The organism is Planctomycetia bacterium (genome assembly GCA_016795155.1).
Taxonomy (GTDB): Bacteria; Planctomycetota; Planctomycetia; order Gemmatales; family HRBIN36; genus JAEUIE01.
The window spans coordinates 130,356-147,323 of the sequence record JAEUIE010000044.1; the positions used below are offsets into that span (position 1 = coordinate 130,356).

Genomic DNA, 16,968 nt, shown 5'->3' on the forward strand with positions numbered 1-16,968 from the left:
GATTGACGAATCAGATTTTCGCAAGACCGAGTTGAGTTGTACACATTAAACAACAGGATTATGCCAGCCACCAATTGCCTCGGCAAGCTGTTCCGTTTGTGGCGGGCCCCAGGTCCCGGGTTCATATATCGTGACTGGTTCATCCATGTGCAGAACCGGATCGACAATTTGCCAGGATTGTTCGATGGCATCCTGCCTGGCGAACAGCATTGAATCGCCTTGCATGGCATCTGTTAGAAGTCGTTCGTAATCCCCCATGCGATGGGCACTGTCACACTGAGTGGCAATCAGTTCTGTCGTAGTGCCAGCCATTTTTTCCGTATCACACAGCACCTGTGCAGACAGGGCAATGACTACATCAGGGCTGATGCGGAAACGGAAGATGTTCGTGGGTGGTTCCTGCTGACTGAACACTCTCGGCGGCTCACGAAAACGGACCAGCACTTCCGCACAAGTGACAGGCAGACACTTTCCAGCTCGCACCAGAAAAGGCACACCCTGCCATCGCCACGAATTGATCTCCAGCTTCATCGCAGCGAAGGTCTCCACCTTCGATTCAGGTGATACTCCTTTTTCCTGTCGATAGCCTCGATACTGTCCACGGATGACATCCGCAAGCGACAAAGGCTTAACCGCTTTGAGTGCCTTCATTTTCTCATCGCGAATCGATTCGCTGTCGTCACCTACAGGTGGCTCCATCGTCAGATGAGCAAGAATCTGCAAAAAGTGATTTTGAATGATATCGCGGATTGCACCGGTTTCTTCGTAGAAACCGCCTCGATCTTTGACGCCGAACGATTCAGCCATGGTGATTTGCACACATTCCACGTATCGCCGATTCCAGATGGGCTCAAGGAACGCGTTAGCAAAGCGGAAAAAGAGAAGATTTTGAACCGGACTTTTTCCCAGGTAATGATCAATGCGAAAGATAGCTGACTCATCAAAACTCTTCAGGAGAATCTGGTTCAGCTTGCGGGCAGACGCCAGGTCTCTGCCGAAAGGCTTCTCAAGAATCATTCGCGCCCCCGCCATGCAACCCGATTGGCTCAGTTGCTGAATAATCAGCTCAAAAGATGATGGAGGAATAGCCAGGTAGTATGCAGGCCTTTTGGCCTGGCCCAGTTCGTTGCGAATCTTGCGAAATGTTTCCAGGTCCTGATAATCGCCACCGGCATAGTGCAGTTGTTTAGCCAGAAGTGCGAAGGCTTCTTCGTTGAATGTACCTGACTTCTGAATACTCTCCCTAGCCCGCGTGACAAGTTCATCCTTGGTCATCAACCCCCTGCCGACCCCCACTACAGGCACATTAAGGTTGCCCCGTTTGGCCATGGCCTGCAGTGCCGGGAAGATTTTTTTGAATGCCAAATCGCCGGTGACACCAAAGAGCACCAAGGCATCCGAACGGGGTTGTTCCATGAGATAAATCCGTGATGAAAATCAACAAATTACGCCAGCCATGTCACACCGCAATGAGGTGATTGTATGGGGGATTGCACGGCTGAAACTACATTCCCGTGCTGCTTATTCCCCACAACTACAGGCATCATCATGCGCAACTATCTTCTTGCTTTGCTGTTACCGCTGACTTTGTGTCAATGCATCTATGCACAAGAGCAACTCTCTGCATCAAAACTTCGACAGAAACTCGAACAAGCCACTGTTTTGGTAAACACGAACCGCGGCCATGGCACTGGCTGGGTCATTGACCATCACGAAAAACTCATCGCCACCGCCAATCACGTGATTGCAGGCACTCACAGAGTAGCTGTACAATTCTCCTGCTTTTCGCAAGGCAAGTGCATTCAGGATCGGGATATTCTGAGTGAGAGATCACCATTGATCGAAGCCAAAGTTGTTGCATCACATCCTGATCTCGACTTTGCCATCCTGCGGGTATCTTCCATTCCCAGCGGTGTGAAAAGTCTTCCCCTGGCTAAAACTACTCCCGCGACCGGCAGCATGATTTACTCAGTCAGCCACGCCTCCAAGATGGGCACCCTCTATAACTTCGACAAAGCCAACATTGAGTTTACAGGCTTCGCCGCAGTCTCGGTGGCTGGTGTTCATCAACCAGACACCAGCATCCGCGCAGAGGTGATGGTTTTCCAATCCAATGCAGTCGATACCGGATCCAGTGGCTGTGCGTTCATCAACAACCAGGGCGAAGTCGTAGGTTACTGCGTGTGTGGCTCCGGGCTCATTGACCAAAGCAAGGTCAATCGTGTGGCTGTGTCCGTTCGTGAACTGCAGCGTCTGTTACATCCAGCACAAAAAAAGGCAGGCGAAGCAGGTTCAGTTATCGGCCGATGGGTCGGCAAAATGAAGACCGGCAATGGTGAAATAGGCATCGAACTCTGCGAGAATGGCAAAGGCGTCTTCATCGTACCTGGTGGCGGCAAGATCATGGGTTACTATCGTCTGGTCGATAACACCCTACGCTTCACCCGCAACGGCGAGACTGAAGTGATTCAATTCCATTGGCTCTCCGGCAACAGCTTCCGCCTCGCTGGCGAATGTCTCGAAGCTACTTGTCAACGCCACGATGGGGGTTGGTAGATCAATCTGAAAGTAACTGTTACTGAATAGCCAAGGAAGGCTGTTCACGCGGTGCCCAGGCTCGAACAAACTCATGCAATTCATTAGCCTGAAGTGTGTCATCCGGAATCCAGAGATCATCTTCATGCTCGGTAACAGGTGCACTGGTATCGTGCCACATCACCCAGCACCATTGGCCATGTCTTTCCAGGACATTACCCTGGCGTCGGCCATCGCGATCAGTGATGCAAATTCTCATAGGGTCATTTTCATGAAGCTGGCGCATCGACATGCTCAATCTCCTGCAAACTGCTTCTCAAAAAGTCCTGGGATAGAAACTCTGCCACCCTCCACACACACAGCAGTGCTGCAAGCAACAACAGGCCTAATATGGTGAAGGTGATCATGTGGTTGAATAATGCAACCACTGTGCCAAAGTGAGCTGAATCAGTTGGCACTAATTCTCTTGAGAAATCGTATGCTGCTGCAAAAACGTCTGCGCATCCTTACTGAGCACCGACCTCGGCATCACCAGTTCCTGCCGAGATTTGAGACTCAATACAATGGACTGCCCCACCTGAGCCGTGCCCATAATATCTGACCAGGGAATATTCCGCTGTATAGCAGCTGAATCTGTTTCCAGACGATCATCATAAAGTCGCCATTCGATCCTTCGATGCTCCTGGCTGCGCAGGTATCGATCTGATTGCCAACGCATCAACCATCGCCCCAGGAAAGGCATCGCATAAAAGGAGGCCTTGTAAAGCAGAACAACCAATGCAATACCACCCAATACCAGAAGTGTTGTCATGATGATGTCCTTTCCATCACTGATCCAGATTAACAGACCCATTGCAACCACAAGCTGTACCGCAGCCAACCCCAGAAGCAACAAAGGCTTGGCCGTCCCCCATTCGGGATACTTCTGCTTGAGTCGAGACAGGCGGAACTCCATCAAGTCCACTCCCTCCTGCCTGACGATCTCTTCGGTCAGTTCATACTGAATGGAAAAACGAGGCGTGGTATTTTGCATGACAAAAGCATACATCAGTTTGAATGATTTGGCTGGGGGAACTGAGGGTCGGCGTGATAATGTTAGTCGTTTGTCTTATCTGCTCTGGCAACCATCATCATCACCGTAAATCCTGTCCCCGCGATGCCGCCATAGGCACAAAGGCCCAGGATGGCGCCGGGTTGGATGACATCATGAGGCACGCCGTTGATGTATCGTGCTTGGTAAAGAAAAACAGCGAAGAGAAATCCGAAAAAAATCAGACCGATGCCGTGTGTCCACCAGAAAGGCATCCTGCGCTGCTCGGCACTCATCAAATAGCTGGGCAGCCAGATCGAGACGAGGAAGGCGCTGAAACCAATAGCCGAGAACGTCAGAGTGGATTCGGGGTGTTTGCGTTCGAGGAATGGAATGCGATTAGAACCACCGAAGAAGTTGAGCTTCCGGCCTGGTATCCGTGCAGACCCGGAGCCTCTCAACGGACCCGATGGTGGTACTGCCGCTGGTGGCGTGACCAATCTCTTTCCACATCGAGATTTGTCGGGGATCATTCACTCGAACCGTACGATGTTTCTGGTCGGAGTATTCCGCGACAGTGCAGGAGGGAATCCTGCAGGCACGCCGCCTGCCAGCTTGGGCTTTAGCGACCCGGAGAATTTCGGTGTGCTTGCTCCACAACTCAATCAGCTCTTTTTCGTAGGCGATGGTCGTACAGATAATACCAATGATATTCAGAGTTTCCTGGTGCCAACCGGTGCAACGCGACTGTTCCTGGGTTTTGCTGACGGCAACAGTTTCATAGGTTTCCCGGGGCACTACAGCGATAACTCAGGACAATTAGTCGCTGATTTTGCTTTCACTGCCGTACCTGAGCCTTCCACCTATGCCCTGATTGGCATCGCCCTCGGCGGCACAGCGTCTTATTCTTGGCGTCGTCGCAGGCAGCAACTCGCACTACTGGCTCGTGAAAGTGAGTAGTTGACTGAATATCGTCGCATGGAACGTGAAATCGTTACAAGAACCTGCTTGGAGCAACATATCCACAACTATGGCTAGCGTTTGCAAATGGATGATCGGGACACTCGATAATTACATCTGAATACAATAGTAGCAGTAGTTGATAAATGGAGATCACTATGTTGCATATCGGTACCATTCTTCACCCAACCGATTTCTCGGAACACTCCAAAAATGCTCTCCACGTTGCCTGTGCACTGGCTCGAGACTACGGTGCCCGGCTGGTCGTACTGCATGTCGCCAATGTGCCTGTCATTGATGAATATCAGACAGTAGATCCAGCAATAATCCGGAAAGAGGCCGAAGATCAACTCCACCAGCTTGAAATCCCCATGGACAATGTGCGTGCGGAGCGGAAATGCATTCTGGGTGAGGATGTCTCAGAGATTCTTCGATTTGCAAAGGAAATCAAAGCCGACGTCATTGTCATGGGAACGCACGGCCGAACGGGATTGAAGCGTTTATTGATGGGAAGCGTTGCTGAGCAGGTGTTGCGACAGGCTCCATGTCTTGTATTGACAGCGAACAGCCATATAACTGTTGCCCCGGTCAGTCATAAGGGGTGATAACATCAGCCGCATAGAGTAGCGCAGCTCGAATATGTTCTGCTTTGAGTGAAGGATACTGCTTGATTAGTTCCACGGTCAATCAAGTCTCCTTGAAGACCGGCTTGCCAAGCATGAAATCCTTGCGTTCTTCGATGTAATCGTCCCAAAGAAATACAGGCATAGGGTTTTCCTTCGTCTGTTCCTGGTTGACGATGGGTGGGGAGGAGCCAATGGGGAAGTGGATTGGTAGTCAACCAAACGAATTTCGTGCCACAGGTTAGCGGTACACTGCTAACCTGTGGAGACTTGCGAGGTGCTCGAAAGTTGCACAGAAAATCGGAGTACCGGGTACCTGTGGCATGAAGACGTTTCCTCGGGCACCTGGCAGAATCAATACAAGACGCACCAGAGATCGCGCGACGTTGGTGCGTCTTGCTGGTAAGTTGCGAGAGCGCATATGCCATGAAACTCTACGCGGCGACGCACCCTACGAACTTATCGTTTTCATGCTTGTTTGAATTTACCTACTCCGCACGGTTGAATTGGCTACTCAAAAATGAAAGTAAAGGTGTCTTCTCCGAATTGGTTGGCAAACATGACTTCAGTGATTCGACCATGTCGACTACAACATTGCGAGACCATTCGGCAACTGCTCTTGTACTAATTTGCCCGAGCCAAGATGATGAAACACCATGCTCAGCATTTTCGCAAAGATTCATAGCCCTAAACCTTTGTAGTATCTTTTGGGGCTCATCTGTGATCTTTTCTGGTTTCAAGTGGACAATGGCATCCCGCAGAGTAAAGAGAGTATCAAAGTCTTGATATGGCTTTGAACCCTTGTCGAAGGTCTCACCACTAAGCACCACCTTTGCGAGTAGAAACTTAAGTCTGGTTGAACCCCGCGAATTCTCAGTCTCATTTAGAATAGATGCAACTGATTGAAGTGGTTGATATCCAAATGATTTGTAATCGGCTTCAGCCATGATAGCGAGTTCCATGATGAAAGCTTCGAGTGTGGCTGCGGCAAAGAGGACTGCAACCAATGCATCATTTTGTCCGCCAGTAGTTTTGTCCGACACAGAGCCCAATCGATCAGATGCCGAAACAGTTATGTTGAAGAGTATGCCAGAATTCATGAAGTAGCCGTTCTTCATTGAGCCCCCATAGTTGGAACGTAACACAGCATAACAATTTCTGAATGTCTTGATTTGCCGGTAAGATCCCTACTCCTCCTCCTCCCGCAGCTTGGCCAGCACACTGTAATCCTCCAGCGTGCTCGTATCCCCTGTGGATGTACGCCCTGCAGCAATATCCCGCAACAACCGGCGCATGATCTTCCCCGATCTGGTCTTCGGCAACGAATCGGTAAACCGAATCTCATCCGGCCTTGCTAGCGCCCCAATCTCCTTGGCCACGTGGGCCATCAGTGTCTTCTTTAACTCATCGTTTGGCTGGTGGGCGCGATCCAGGGTGACGAAGCAAACGATTCCTTCGCCTTTGATTTCATCGGGTTTGCCAACCACTGCTGCTTCGGCCACGAAGGGATGGCTCACCAGGGCGCTTTCTACTTCCATCGTGGATAAGCGGTGCCCGGCGACATTCAGTACATCATCCACTCTACCCATCACCCAGTAGTATCCATCTTCGTCTTGTCGGGCACCGTCGGCGGTGAAGTAGACGTGGGGGACTTGGCCCCAGTAGCCATCGCGGTAGCGGTCGGGGTTGCCGTAGATGGTGCGCATCATGGCGGGCCAGACTTGTTTCATAACGAGGAAGCCACCGGACCCTGGCGGGACGGACTTACCTTCCTTGTCAACGATGTCGGGCACGACGCCGGGTAGCGGCTTACAACACGAGCCGGGCTTAGTGGGCGTGGCACCGGGGAGGGGCGACATCAGGATCATGCCCGTTTCGGTTTGCCACCAGGTATCGACGATAGGCAGCTTGCCTTTGCCGATGACGTTGTGGTACCACATCCAGGCTTCGGGGTTGATCGGTTCGCCGACCGAGCCGAGCACGCGCAGGCTGCTGAGGTCGTGGCTGTTCGGATGATGATCGCCCCAGCGGATGAAGGTGCGGATCGCGGTCGGTGCGGTGTAGAGGATGCTGACCTGGTACTTCTCGATGATCTCCCAGAAGCGGTCTTCCTTCGGTGCGTTCGGGGCACCTTCGTACAGGACGATGGTGGCGCCGTTAGCGAGCGGACCATACACGACGTAGCTGTGGCCGGTGATCCAGCCGATGTCAGCGGTACACCAGAATGTGTCGTTCTCTTTGAGATCGAAGACCCAGCGGGTGGTGGCCATGGTGCCGAGGAGGTAGCCACCGGTGGAGTGCTGCACACCTTTGGGTCGGCCGGTGGAACCGGAGGTGTAGAGGATGAAGAGGGGATGCTCGGCATCGAGTTGTTCGGGTTCGCAGTGGGCCTCGGCTCCGTTCATCAGATCGTGCCACCAGATATCTCGGCCAGGGTGCATGTTGACACTGGAGTTAGCCCGATTGAAAACGATGCACTTTTGCACCGTGGGCGACTTGGTCAAGGCTTCGTCAGCGTTGGCTTTCAATGGGATGAGTTTGCCTCGGCGGTAGCCTGCGTCGGCGGTGATGAGGAGCTTGGCCTGGGCATCGTTATTGCGGTCGGCGAGGGCATCAGCGGAGAAGCCACCGAAGACAACGCTGTGCGTAGCACCGATGCGGGCACAGGCGAGCATGGCAATCACGGCTTCGGGCACCAGCGGCATATAGATAGTGACGCGGTCGCCCTTGGTGATGCCTTGCGACTTGAGGACGTTGGCGAATTTGTTCACTTCCCGGTAGAGGTCCTGGTAGCGGAGCACTCGGCTATCGCCCGGTTCGCCTTCCCAGATGATGGCGGCCTTGTTACGGCGATCGGTTTCCAGATGGCGATCGACACAGTTATAGCAGGCGTTGACGGTGGCCCCGACGAACCACTTGCAGAAGGGTTCCTTCCATTCGAGGACCTTGGTCCAGGGCTTGTACCAGTGCATGGCCTTGGCACACTCGGCCCAGAACTCTTCGGGCTTGTCTTTCGCCCAGTTCCAAAGTCGTTCGTACTCCGCCATGCTGGGGATGTGAGCCGCCTGGCTGAACTCCGCCGACGGTTGGAAGACCCGCGATTCTTTGAGGACGGAGGTGATGTTCTTGGTGGACATGGGGGAGAGGCCTTAAACAGTGTGCTTTACATGTTAGGATATAAGTGATGTGCTAATTCGTCGTCGCAAACGCCAGTGAAGAGCAGTGTGTCACCTGCGAATAGGTGTCGATATAATTTTGGATATTTTCTCAACACAACATGAAGATCGCAAAGTCAACCACCCATTGAAAAGAATGAAGTAGCAGTGAGAATTTACTTGCAAGCTGAATTCTTTTCATTATTATCCTGTCTGACATGAAGTCACCTTGAGTTACGACGGAACGATTTATCAACTTCGGTGCTTCATGTCTACGCTTCGGTTATTCGTCGGCCTGCTTGGTTTATTATTTCTCAATTCAACTCTCTGGTCGCAAGCTCATCCACTTGCCCCTGCCCTCAGCAGTCGGCCTGGGGCTGCCTATACCATGTATCTGAACTTCAGCGGATTCGATTACCCTGGTACCTGGGGTGGTCAGACCCCCGGCGTTACGCCTGCCTACAATGGCCAGACGGGTACTACTTTTACTACCACGGAACAGGCCAATATCAAGAATATCTGGTCCCGCGTTGCCCAGGCTTATGCCATCTTTGACATCAATGTGACAACGGTTGACCCTGCGGTAGCAGCAGGCCAGGCTGCCAACGATTTGGCAAGGTACAACTATTATCAGAATACACCCCGTCTGATGCACACTGTGATTGGCAATGGTGCATCTACCTTCTACGGCAGTGCCGGCGGCGTTTCATATGTGAATGTGATGCATGATGCTGCGACTTTTAGTGGTGCACATACCAATTGGGCATTTGTAAACCGTTTGGGCGGAGTGACCGCATTCCACAATATTTTCACAGCATCTGCTCATGAACTCGGCCATGCTGCCAGTCTTAGCCATCAGGGTGACTATATCGGAAGCTCGCGGGTAAATGAATATTCCACCAATAATGGATCATCCACCATTGCACCCACCATTGGTGTAGCCTACGGTGCTGCCCGCAGTGTCTGGCGAGTCGGCCGAGTCAATACCGATGTCAATTACGTCCAGAATGATGTTCTCAGTATTCTGGTTAACAACCCAGCTTTAAATGGCTACGTCAACGATGGCATCGGTAGAACACTGGCCACTGCCACTCCTTTACCGTTGATTGGTGGATCGATTGATTTCAGCTCCACCAATGGCATCATTGTTCCGCAAAGCACCAGCAACCCGAACCCCATTGGTGAAAGCAATTATACTTCTGGCTATTTTTCCTTTTACACCACCGGTGGTAACAGCATCATCAATCTGCGATCTGGTACACAGTACATTACTCCAGGTGTAAACGATCCTGATTCTTCTCTGGATGGTACGCTTCGCATACTTGATGCATTTGGAAATCCAATTGCAGTAGCTGCGACCTCCAGTCTGCATGAAACACTCAACGTCAATCTGGCTGCAGGCAACTACTACATCCAGGTATCAAGCGCCGGTGGGCAGCAAGCCAGTCTGGGACCCAACGGTAATTGGGCGCCTGCACAGTTTTTTGATCTGGGTTCTTATTTCCTAACAGGTTCCATTGCGGTACCTGAGCCTGCAATATTGGCGGCATTGGGAGCAACGAGCATGGGTGTGGGTTTCTGGTGGATGCGTCGACGGAAACGGCTGGCACTTGAGAGAATTCTTCGATAGCCCGTTCTGACTGATGCAATCAAAAAATCCCCTGCTTACTTGTTGAGTAAGCAGGGGATTCAAGTTGGTCAACAGTTCTTATCACCAGACTTATCGAACGATCTCTACCGGAGGAATTCTCCAGGAACCGTTAATAATGGATGGATCGCGTTCGCGGGGCCAGTAGAGGCGCATCATCAGAATGAACTTATCCTTGGGAGCTGGGAGCCAGTTGGCTTCCTTTTCCGGACCGGGGTTCTCATGCTGGATGTAAATATCCAGAGAACTATCGGAATTGTACTTCAGCTTGTTGCGAGCACTGACCGTGTACTTGTTCAGCGGATTATCCACAAAGAAATAATCGCCGTTATACATGGTGAGTGACCAGAAGCCTTCAGCTGGTGGCGCCATGCCTGGGTTAAAGTGCATGACATATTTATTGGCACCGCTGTAAGGACGGCCTTGAGCATCTGTTTCTGAAGTGGGATAAACAGCATCCTGAGGACGGTTCGCACCCAATCCTATGGCAGTAATTAACGCACGCTGGAGGTACTTCGTGCCATACAGACCTGTGTCTGTGGTAAAGGTCCATCCATTCTGTTCCACGCCGGCATTCTTGAAGTGGGCCATGATCTTTTCGACCCCCAGCTTGGGTACATCCTTCAACCCCTTGGCAATGTTCGGATCCACCTTGCTGATGTCGAAATCCTGACCACGATAGATGCCGAGCCGTTCCATCTTGGCAACCATCAAGCCATCATTCACGCTCGGTGGATTATCTTTCAGGAGCTTGGCCAGCAGTTTGAAGTATTCACCGGCATCCATACGGTTGACCTGTTCGCGCACCGCAGTCTTCATGTCGATGCTGGAATCGACTTTCCCTTCAGGCGGCGTGTAAGGCTTGCCATAAGCGCTGAGTGGAACCAGCGTGATATCCTTCTGCAGGGCGTGCACCGCAGCGTAATCTTCAGAAGTTCCGGTGCAATAAATCCGTCCGAGCAGCCAGACAAGTGCTGTAGGTGAACGGTATTCAATCACTCCCTCTGGAATTGTGCCTTTCCAGTAGGGGCCAACGATGGCATATTTCTGTTCTCCTGTGCCGGTCGTCCGTTTGCCGGGCACCTGGAACACATCGGTCCAGCCATCGAGCATCGGGAACAGGTAATACCGATCGTGTGCGTTCGGCAAGGTCAGAATGTAGGGTTCCTTGGCAACATCAACCCACGCTGTGGTATAGAGCGTATCGGCATTGGGTGCTGTCACATCCTTGAATGAGGCGTTAGGATATTCTTTCATGCGAACGAAATGGCCCATCGGGGCGCGAGTTCCCTCAGGCTTCTCCACATTGGTCATCACTCGGCGGGTCATTTCCATGGTGATGAGTGGGTAGCCATAGATGTAGGCTTCCATGCCAAGCTGCTGTGCTTCACCTTCGGAAACCGGACCGCTGTTGATGCGCTCCTGCTGAGGCACCACCTGATAACGATCACGCTGGAACAAAGGCGGCAAAATACGCCTTCTCGCTCTTTCCTGTGCACTAGACTCCGGCACCAGACTGGTGACCAGTCCCAACACCAGCAGACTCATCAGAAACAGACGATGTCTTACCATCATTCGACTCCTTGAACACAACGGATTTTTTGAAATGCATGGACGACCAGCAACAGACAGTGTTTTGGTAGTCAGAAAATATGTTCAAAGCCAGAGAAAAATCAAAATTTTATCAATTCATCCAATAACCGAAATAAGTGCGGGCGCATGCACACCACCGGGGTGTGCTAATAGAGGTTGATGGAGAAAGATCAGGATGTTTTATCCGTATTAATAGCGCTGCCAGTCGATCTTTTTACCCTGGCCCCAGAGCTCTTCCAGGCGATAGAAATCCCGGCTGAAAGGATCGAACAGGTGAACGACAATGTCGCCGTAGTCTTGAATGATCCACTTGCAGGTTTCGTAGCCTTCGATGCCCAGACGCGCTTCGTGTTCACTTTCCATGTGCGAATCGATTTCCTCAGCCATCGCATGAAGCTGGCGGCGGGAGTTGCCGGTGGCGATCACCAGGAAATCGAACTCGGTCGTAATGGCTCGCGTATCCAGAACGAGCACTTCCTTGCCCTTGTTATCATCGCAGATACGGGCACAGGTGGCAGCACGTTCGAGAGCAACACGTTGACGACGGGGAGAAGTTGAACCAGCAAAGACAGGGCTATCGGTGGCGGCAGGAGCCGCAGCGGCTAGAAGTGCACTCAAGCGATCATCCTCCTCTACTCCGAAAGACAGGAAACCCATCGAAGCAGGAGGCCGACACACCTTGGCGACAGAATTGATTCGTAGCCGACCTCCTCAATTATGGGGTGAGACTCTCCCACCCGCTGTTCCTTCCACTCGGAAAGCAACAGGCTTCCAGCATACCGGTTGTGACTATAACCACAACCAGTATTCTCTACAAGATATCATCGGCTCTCCACGGGGGTTGTCAAGCAAAGCTTCTTGAGTTTTTCACAGTTATCTTGAAGACATTTCGTGAAAGTTGGAGGTTCGGGGAAGAAATCATGCTTATCCTCAGAAGCACTGTCGAGGTCTGTGCCATGGGCAAGGATGTTGGAGAACATCTGGGGCTACGGCAAGATTCATGGTGAACTGAAAAAGTTGGGAATCAAGATCTGTGATACCACCGTGAAGAACATCCTGATTGCTGCAGGTATTGATCCCTGTCCCGAACGCGGCGACAAGCCCTGGGCGGAGTTTATCAAGCAGCATGCACAAACCTTGTGGGCAACGGATTTCTTCAGCAAGAAAGTCTGGACTCTCAGGGGATTCGTGGATGTTTTCGTGTTGTTCTTCATTCATATCGAATCGAGGCGTGTGATTCTCGGTGGTATCACGACGAATCCCGACAATACCTAGATGAAGCAGCAAGCCAGCAATGTTGGCATGCACTGGCACAAGGAAAAAGTGAAGCCAGAAACCTTGATCTGTGATTTCGATACCAAATACACCAGGGACTTTGAATCCATTCTGTAGGCTGAAGGCGTTGAACTGAAACGGGTTGGCCCCATGAAGCCGAACCTCAATGCTTATGCCGAACGATTTGTTCAGAGCATTAAGCAGGAAGCTCTGGATCATTTCATCTGCTTTGGTGAGGATCATCTGCGTCACATTGCCACCTGCTATGTTGATTATTACAACACGGAACGAGCACACCAAGGCATAGGCAACGTACCGCTGACAAAACGGCGTATTCGGAAGTGGAAAGACACAGATAAAGCCAGTGCGATAGTTTCTACACTCCGTCTGGGTGGGCTTTTGAACAGCTACCACCGCCGAGCGGCGTGAGTTGGTAGCCACTCGCCAGTCTTCGCCAAGATTTAGGTTCCGTTTCGCTCTCATGATCATTCGTGATCGGACCTTCGTGTTTGTCTGTTCAGTTCTGGCTTTTCGGTCACTATTGTACCTGACGCAGTTAATAATTAACTTCAGCAACAACAAGATATATTACAATAAACTCAAGAAACATGCCAAGAGTGAATACATAAATATACTTACATTTTATCCTTTTAAATACGGAATATGTAAATATAAATGTACTAAATATTATTATCAATATTATCAATGAATTAATGGGTAGTACCTCCATATAATATCGATAATCAATTAAGTTTGGAGCTAATAATACATCAGATATTAAACCACACATGATTGGAAAAACCATGACAAAAACTAATGCGCTGACTGCTGAATAGATGGCAAGTAACGGACGAAGCGCCTGTGCATCACGCAAAGTCCGTATGCCCATATATAGAATAAATGGCACTAGACCCCCTGCAATCATAAGTATGATAATCATCAGTGATTCCCCGCACGGGTGCCATTGTCTGCCGAGATTGGGTGCCATAGTCTGGTCGTACTCGACCTGACTATGGTGTGACCACGCGAAAGCGGTTTAGTTGTACTCCCTGAGTGGATCATCGGGTAACGTCTTCCAATCAATCGGAACTCGTCCCACGGTGCGTGTCGCTCGATAGTCCCGGTAGCTGGACCATTCCCATTCCTCTGGCAGCACCACCAACTTTCGCCGTAGCGGGTTCTCATGGCAGTAATTGATCTTCTCCCATATCCTGGCATCTGTCCAGAGGTTCAGATCAAATCCTCCACCCGGTTGCCAGAATCGATAACACTGTCGGCCGGAGGGTTGCACATCCAGAAGCTTTTTCAGAAACGCCGGGTGATGCAGTTTCAAATACTTCACCGCTGCACGGGTGACACCCAGTTTCAGTGATGACAGAAAGTCGCTGGTGCTGTAGGCGTGGCGATGGGGGATCACCACCAGATGCACGTGCTCAGGCATGATGATATAGGCCCAGCAGCCGAAGTCGTGTTGTTTCAAGGTTTTGTAGAGTGATCTGATGAACCAGAGTCGGGATCGATCTTTAGAAAGTAGCTGCAACCTTTTCCAGCACGAGAAGGTGAATAAGTGAGCGTGGCCTGCATCGTTGTAGTGCTTGAGTCGGCGACGATGCGGATTTGACATTGAGACTCCGTTATCGGCATAGCTAGCGTGAGTACACGCAAGCTATGGCACCCTTGCTGGGGCGAGGTCTCCTGATCTCGCCCCTCGGCTTGACCAAAGGTTTCCGGTCTGCCAAGGAAACTGACAGTCATACAAATACAGCTTGCCTCTTGATTCTCAACACATTTCTTCCATCAACGCGATCTACCTGGCCGGACCTTGACAGAACAACTCTGTCCGGTTCCTGTGATCTTCGCTGACAATGGTGAACCCCGCCTTCTTCAAAGTCGCAACAGCTTCTTCGTATTTGATGTTGTGATGCAATTCCATGAGCATCCATCGCACTGCAGCAGCCCAGGTTTCAATTGTTTGCAATAGGAACGATTCAGCCCCCTCTATATCCACTTTCAGGATGTCCACCTGTTGAAGTGAGAGTTTTTTCAACAAGCTGGCCAGGGAATATGTCTGCACAGATACCAACCTGGAGGCCACCGCCGGTATATCGTCAAAAACCTGCAAATGGTTGCAGGTATGGGAATCGTTGGCCTGATACTGCATGACGCCATCACTTGCCGCCACCGCTGCGTGAGTTACCCGAGCATTGACCTGATTTTTCTCGAACAGTTTCTGACATCGCTCGGCATTGGCTGCAACCATCTCCACAGCTTCAATCCGTGCATCCGGGTACTGCATGCTCCAGAACAGGCTGCTCATACCGATATTGGCACCGAGATCGACGATGGTCTTTGCCTCGCTGGGCAGGGGATATTTCAACCAGGAATTATCATTGGAAAAGAAGTTCAGTGAAATCCGTGCATCTTCGGGAGTTTGCCAGTCTAGAAAATACTCTCGCGAATTCCCCGGCGGTTTCAGACTGACCACAACCGATTGAGTGCTGGAACGGAGATGAAATCGTCCCGTGTAGTACCACCACAATGCCTTCGATCGAGAAGTTATCCATGAGTTATTCAGCGTTTTTACAAAAGCAAACATGCAGTATTCCCTGCAGAGAAGCTGGTCTCTCAACCGCTTCTTAAATCAACAAGTAAATGAGGAAAGCTATTATGCACAACCTGTCTATCGGTTCTCAATAATAATCTTCCAGCTACTACGCATCTCCATAAGTATGAAGTGTAGCTTGTCTATTCGAGTATATTCCGATGCCTCCCACCCTTGCTGACATCCAGACTGCACATCAGCGCATCAAGACTCACATTCACCTCACACCAGTCATGTCGAGCAACATGCTCAACGAGATGGTGCGGGCGAAGCTCTATTTCAAATGCGAGAACTTCCAGAAGGTCGGTGCGTTCAAGGCACGCGGGGCCTGCAACGCGGTGTTTTCGCTCACTGAAGAACAGGCCCGGCGTGGCGTTGTCACCCATTCATCAGGCAACCATGGTGCAGCACTCGCCTGGGCCGCCAGATTGCGAGGCATACCTGCCACCGTGGTCGTTCCCACGAATGCCCCGATACCCAAGAAGCAGGCCATAGCCGGGTATGGCGCCACTATTGTTGAATGTGAACCCAACGTCAAATCGCGAGAACAAACCACGCAGCAACTCATTCAGAAGCATGCCTACGAGCTCATTCATCCCTTTGATGATGACCGGGTGATTGCTGGTCAAGGCACTGCAGCCCTCGAACTGATGCAGCAAGTGGAAGGTCTCGATGCCATCATTGCACCCACCGGCGGAGGCGGTTTGCTCTCCGGTATCGCGCTGGCAGTGAAAGGCACATCGCCGAGCATGCGAGTTTATGGTGCAGAACCCGCAGGTGCTGATGATGCCTACCGTTCGCATACTTCGGGTGTTCTGGTTACCGAGCAGACGCCGCAAACTGTCTGTGATGGTCTGCGAACTACTCTCGCTCCGCGAACGTTCAACATCATCAAAGAAAACGTGGATGGCATCGGCGTAGCGCAGGAAGAAACCGTGGTACGTGCCATGCGGTTGATGTGGAGTTTCTTGAAGATCATTGTGGAGCCTTCGTGCAGTCCGCCACTCGGTGCCCTGCTCGATGGAACGCTTAAACTGCAAGGGCAAAAGGTAGGCATCATTCTGACCGGTGGCAACGTCGATCTCGATCAGTTGCCGTGGTGCACGAAAGCAACCTAAATACTGAGAGTAATAGGAGCATCCATGAAAACAGTTCTCACCCAGGAAGCGCCAGTACCCGCAGGGCATTACTCGCAGGCGATTATCCATCAGGGAGTTGTCTACATCGCTGGCCAACTTCCCATCAAGCCTGGACAAAAGGAACATGTCATAGGCAGCATCGAAGAACAAACCAGGCAAACCCTGGCGAATCTCGATGCCATCCTGCGAGCCGCTGGCAGCAGTCGCGATAAGGTGTTGCGTGTCACCGTTTATGTTTCTGATGTCAAACACTGGGGGCAGGTGAATGCCATCTATGCCGAGTTCTTTGGCGATCATCGCCCGGCACGAACGGTGGTGCCAGTCGGCACATTGCATTATGGCTACGACCTGGAACTCGATGCTATAGCAGCGGCAGATTCCACTAGCGGAAAACCGTGAAAAATGCGA

18 protein-coding genes are annotated in these 16,968 nt (G+C 51.3%); 8 read left to right on the forward strand and 10 right to left on the reverse strand.

All coding sequences use genetic code 11. The annotated features are described in order from the left end of the window. Positions 1-45 precede the first annotated feature (45 nt). Positions 46-1,416: a glucose-6-phosphate dehydrogenase gene (gene zwf / locus JNJ77_15365; GenBank protein MBL8823965.1), complete on the reverse strand. Its 1,371-nt coding sequence runs from the start codon at positions 1,414-1,416 to the stop codon at positions 46-48. Between the two features lie 132 nt (positions 1,417-1,548). Between zwf and JNJ77_15370 the strand changes: the two genes are divergently transcribed. Continuing rightward, on the forward strand, positions 1,549-2,556 hold the full coding sequence (locus JNJ77_15370; protein MBL8823966.1) for a trypsin-like peptidase domain-containing protein: 1,008 nt from the start codon (positions 1,549-1,551) through the stop codon (positions 2,554-2,556). Positions 2,557-2,575: 19 nt separating this feature from the next. Here JNJ77_15370 and JNJ77_15375 read toward each other — a convergent pair whose 3' ends face one another. The 3 genes from JNJ77_15375 to JNJ77_15385 all read right to left on the reverse strand — a co-directional run bounded on the left by JNJ77_15375 (position 2,576) and on the right by JNJ77_15385 (position 3,840). Continuing rightward, complete coding sequence (locus JNJ77_15375; GenBank protein MBL8823967.1) at positions 2,576-2,827, reverse strand: hypothetical protein; 252 nt, start codon at positions 2,825-2,827, stop codon at positions 2,576-2,578. Positions 2,828-2,992: 165 nt separating this feature from the next. Further along, the gene (locus JNJ77_15380) at positions 2,993-3,568 is read right to left on the reverse strand and encodes a hypothetical protein (GenBank protein MBL8823968.1); all 576 of its coding nucleotides are present in this window, start codon (positions 3,566-3,568) and stop codon (positions 2,993-2,995) included. Between the two features lie 62 nt (positions 3,569-3,630). Then, positions 3,631-3,840, reverse strand: coding sequence for a hypothetical protein (locus tag JNJ77_15385; GenBank protein ID MBL8823969.1), 210 nt, complete (start codon positions 3,838-3,840; stop codon positions 3,631-3,633). 118 nt (positions 3,841-3,958) lie between these two features. Here JNJ77_15385 and JNJ77_15390 point away from each other — a divergent pair, with 118 nt between their 5' ends. Beyond that, complete coding sequence (locus JNJ77_15390) at positions 3,959-4,525, forward strand: PEP-CTERM sorting domain-containing protein (GenBank protein MBL8823970.1); 567 nt, start codon at positions 3,959-3,961, stop codon at positions 4,523-4,525. Positions 4,526-4,683: 158 nt separating this feature from the next. Further along, positions 4,684-5,130 carry a universal stress protein gene (locus JNJ77_15395; GenBank protein ID MBL8823971.1) on the forward strand — a complete coding sequence of 149 codons (447 nt, stop codon included), beginning with the start codon at positions 4,684-4,686 and terminating at the stop codon, positions 5,128-5,130. 506 nt (positions 5,131-5,636) lie between these two features. On the opposite strand, the gene JNJ77_15400 is transcribed toward JNJ77_15395, so the two are convergent. Both JNJ77_15400 and acs read right to left on the reverse strand, forming a co-directional pair. Further along, positions 5,637-6,266, reverse strand: coding sequence for a hypothetical protein (locus tag JNJ77_15400; GenBank protein ID MBL8823972.1), 630 nt, complete (start codon positions 6,264-6,266; stop codon positions 5,637-5,639). Positions 6,267-6,335: 69 nt separating this feature from the next. Continuing rightward, on the reverse strand, positions 6,336-8,285 hold the full coding sequence (gene acs / locus JNJ77_15405) for an acetate--CoA ligase (GenBank protein MBL8823973.1): 1,950 nt from the start codon (positions 8,283-8,285) through the stop codon (positions 6,336-6,338). 286 nt (positions 8,286-8,571) lie between these two features. On the opposite strand from acs, the gene JNJ77_15410 reads away from it, so the two are divergent. Then, positions 8,572-9,933, forward strand: a complete 1,362-nt coding sequence (locus JNJ77_15410; protein MBL8823974.1) for a pre-peptidase C-terminal domain-containing protein — start codon at positions 8,572-8,574, stop codon at positions 9,931-9,933. A gap of 90 nt (positions 9,934-10,023) precedes the next feature. Here the strand turns inward: JNJ77_15410 and JNJ77_15415 are convergent, their stop codons facing one another. Together JNJ77_15415 and rsfS are read right to left on the reverse strand one after the other, a co-directional pair. Further along, positions 10,024-11,499, reverse strand: coding sequence for a DUF1254 domain-containing protein (locus JNJ77_15415; GenBank protein MBL8823975.1), 1,476 nt, complete (start codon positions 11,497-11,499; stop codon positions 10,024-10,026). Between the two features lie 234 nt (positions 11,500-11,733). Further along, complete coding sequence (rsfS, locus tag JNJ77_15420) at positions 11,734-12,201, reverse strand: ribosome silencing factor (protein MBL8823976.1); 468 nt, start codon at positions 12,199-12,201, stop codon at positions 11,734-11,736. Positions 12,202-12,510: 309 nt separating this feature from the next. Here rsfS and JNJ77_15425 point away from each other — a divergent pair, with 309 nt between their 5' ends. Continuing rightward, positions 12,511-12,819, forward strand: coding sequence for a hypothetical protein (locus JNJ77_15425; protein MBL8823977.1), 309 nt, complete (start codon positions 12,511-12,513; stop codon positions 12,817-12,819). Positions 12,820-12,969: 150 nt separating this feature from the next. Continuing rightward, the gene (locus JNJ77_15430) at positions 12,970-13,248 is read left to right on the forward strand and encodes a transposase (GenBank protein MBL8823978.1); all 279 of its coding nucleotides are present in this window, start codon (positions 12,970-12,972) and stop codon (positions 13,246-13,248) included. A 607-nt stretch (positions 13,249-13,855) separates the two neighbouring features. Here the strand turns inward: JNJ77_15430 and JNJ77_15435 are convergent. Continuing rightward, on the reverse strand, positions 13,856-14,443 hold the full coding sequence (locus JNJ77_15435; protein ID MBL8823979.1) for a transposase: 588 nt from the start codon (positions 14,441-14,443) through the stop codon (positions 13,856-13,858). A gap of 183 nt (positions 14,444-14,626) precedes the next feature. Beyond that, positions 14,627-15,415: an FkbM family methyltransferase gene (locus JNJ77_15440; protein ID MBL8823980.1), complete on the reverse strand. Its 789-nt coding sequence runs from the start codon at positions 15,413-15,415 to the stop codon at positions 14,627-14,629. A gap of 167 nt (positions 15,416-15,582) precedes the next feature. On the opposite strand from JNJ77_15440, the gene JNJ77_15445 reads away from it, so the two are divergent. After that, positions 15,583-16,539 carry a pyridoxal-phosphate dependent enzyme gene (locus JNJ77_15445; GenBank protein ID MBL8823981.1) on the forward strand — a complete coding sequence of 319 codons (957 nt, stop codon included), beginning with the start codon at positions 15,583-15,585 and terminating at the stop codon, positions 16,537-16,539. Between the two features lie 24 nt (positions 16,540-16,563). Further along, positions 16,564-16,959 (forward strand): RidA family protein, encoded by a 396-nt coding sequence (locus tag JNJ77_15450; GenBank protein MBL8823982.1) that lies wholly within the window; start codon positions 16,564-16,566, stop codon positions 16,957-16,959. Positions 16,960-16,968: the final 9 nt, after the last annotated feature.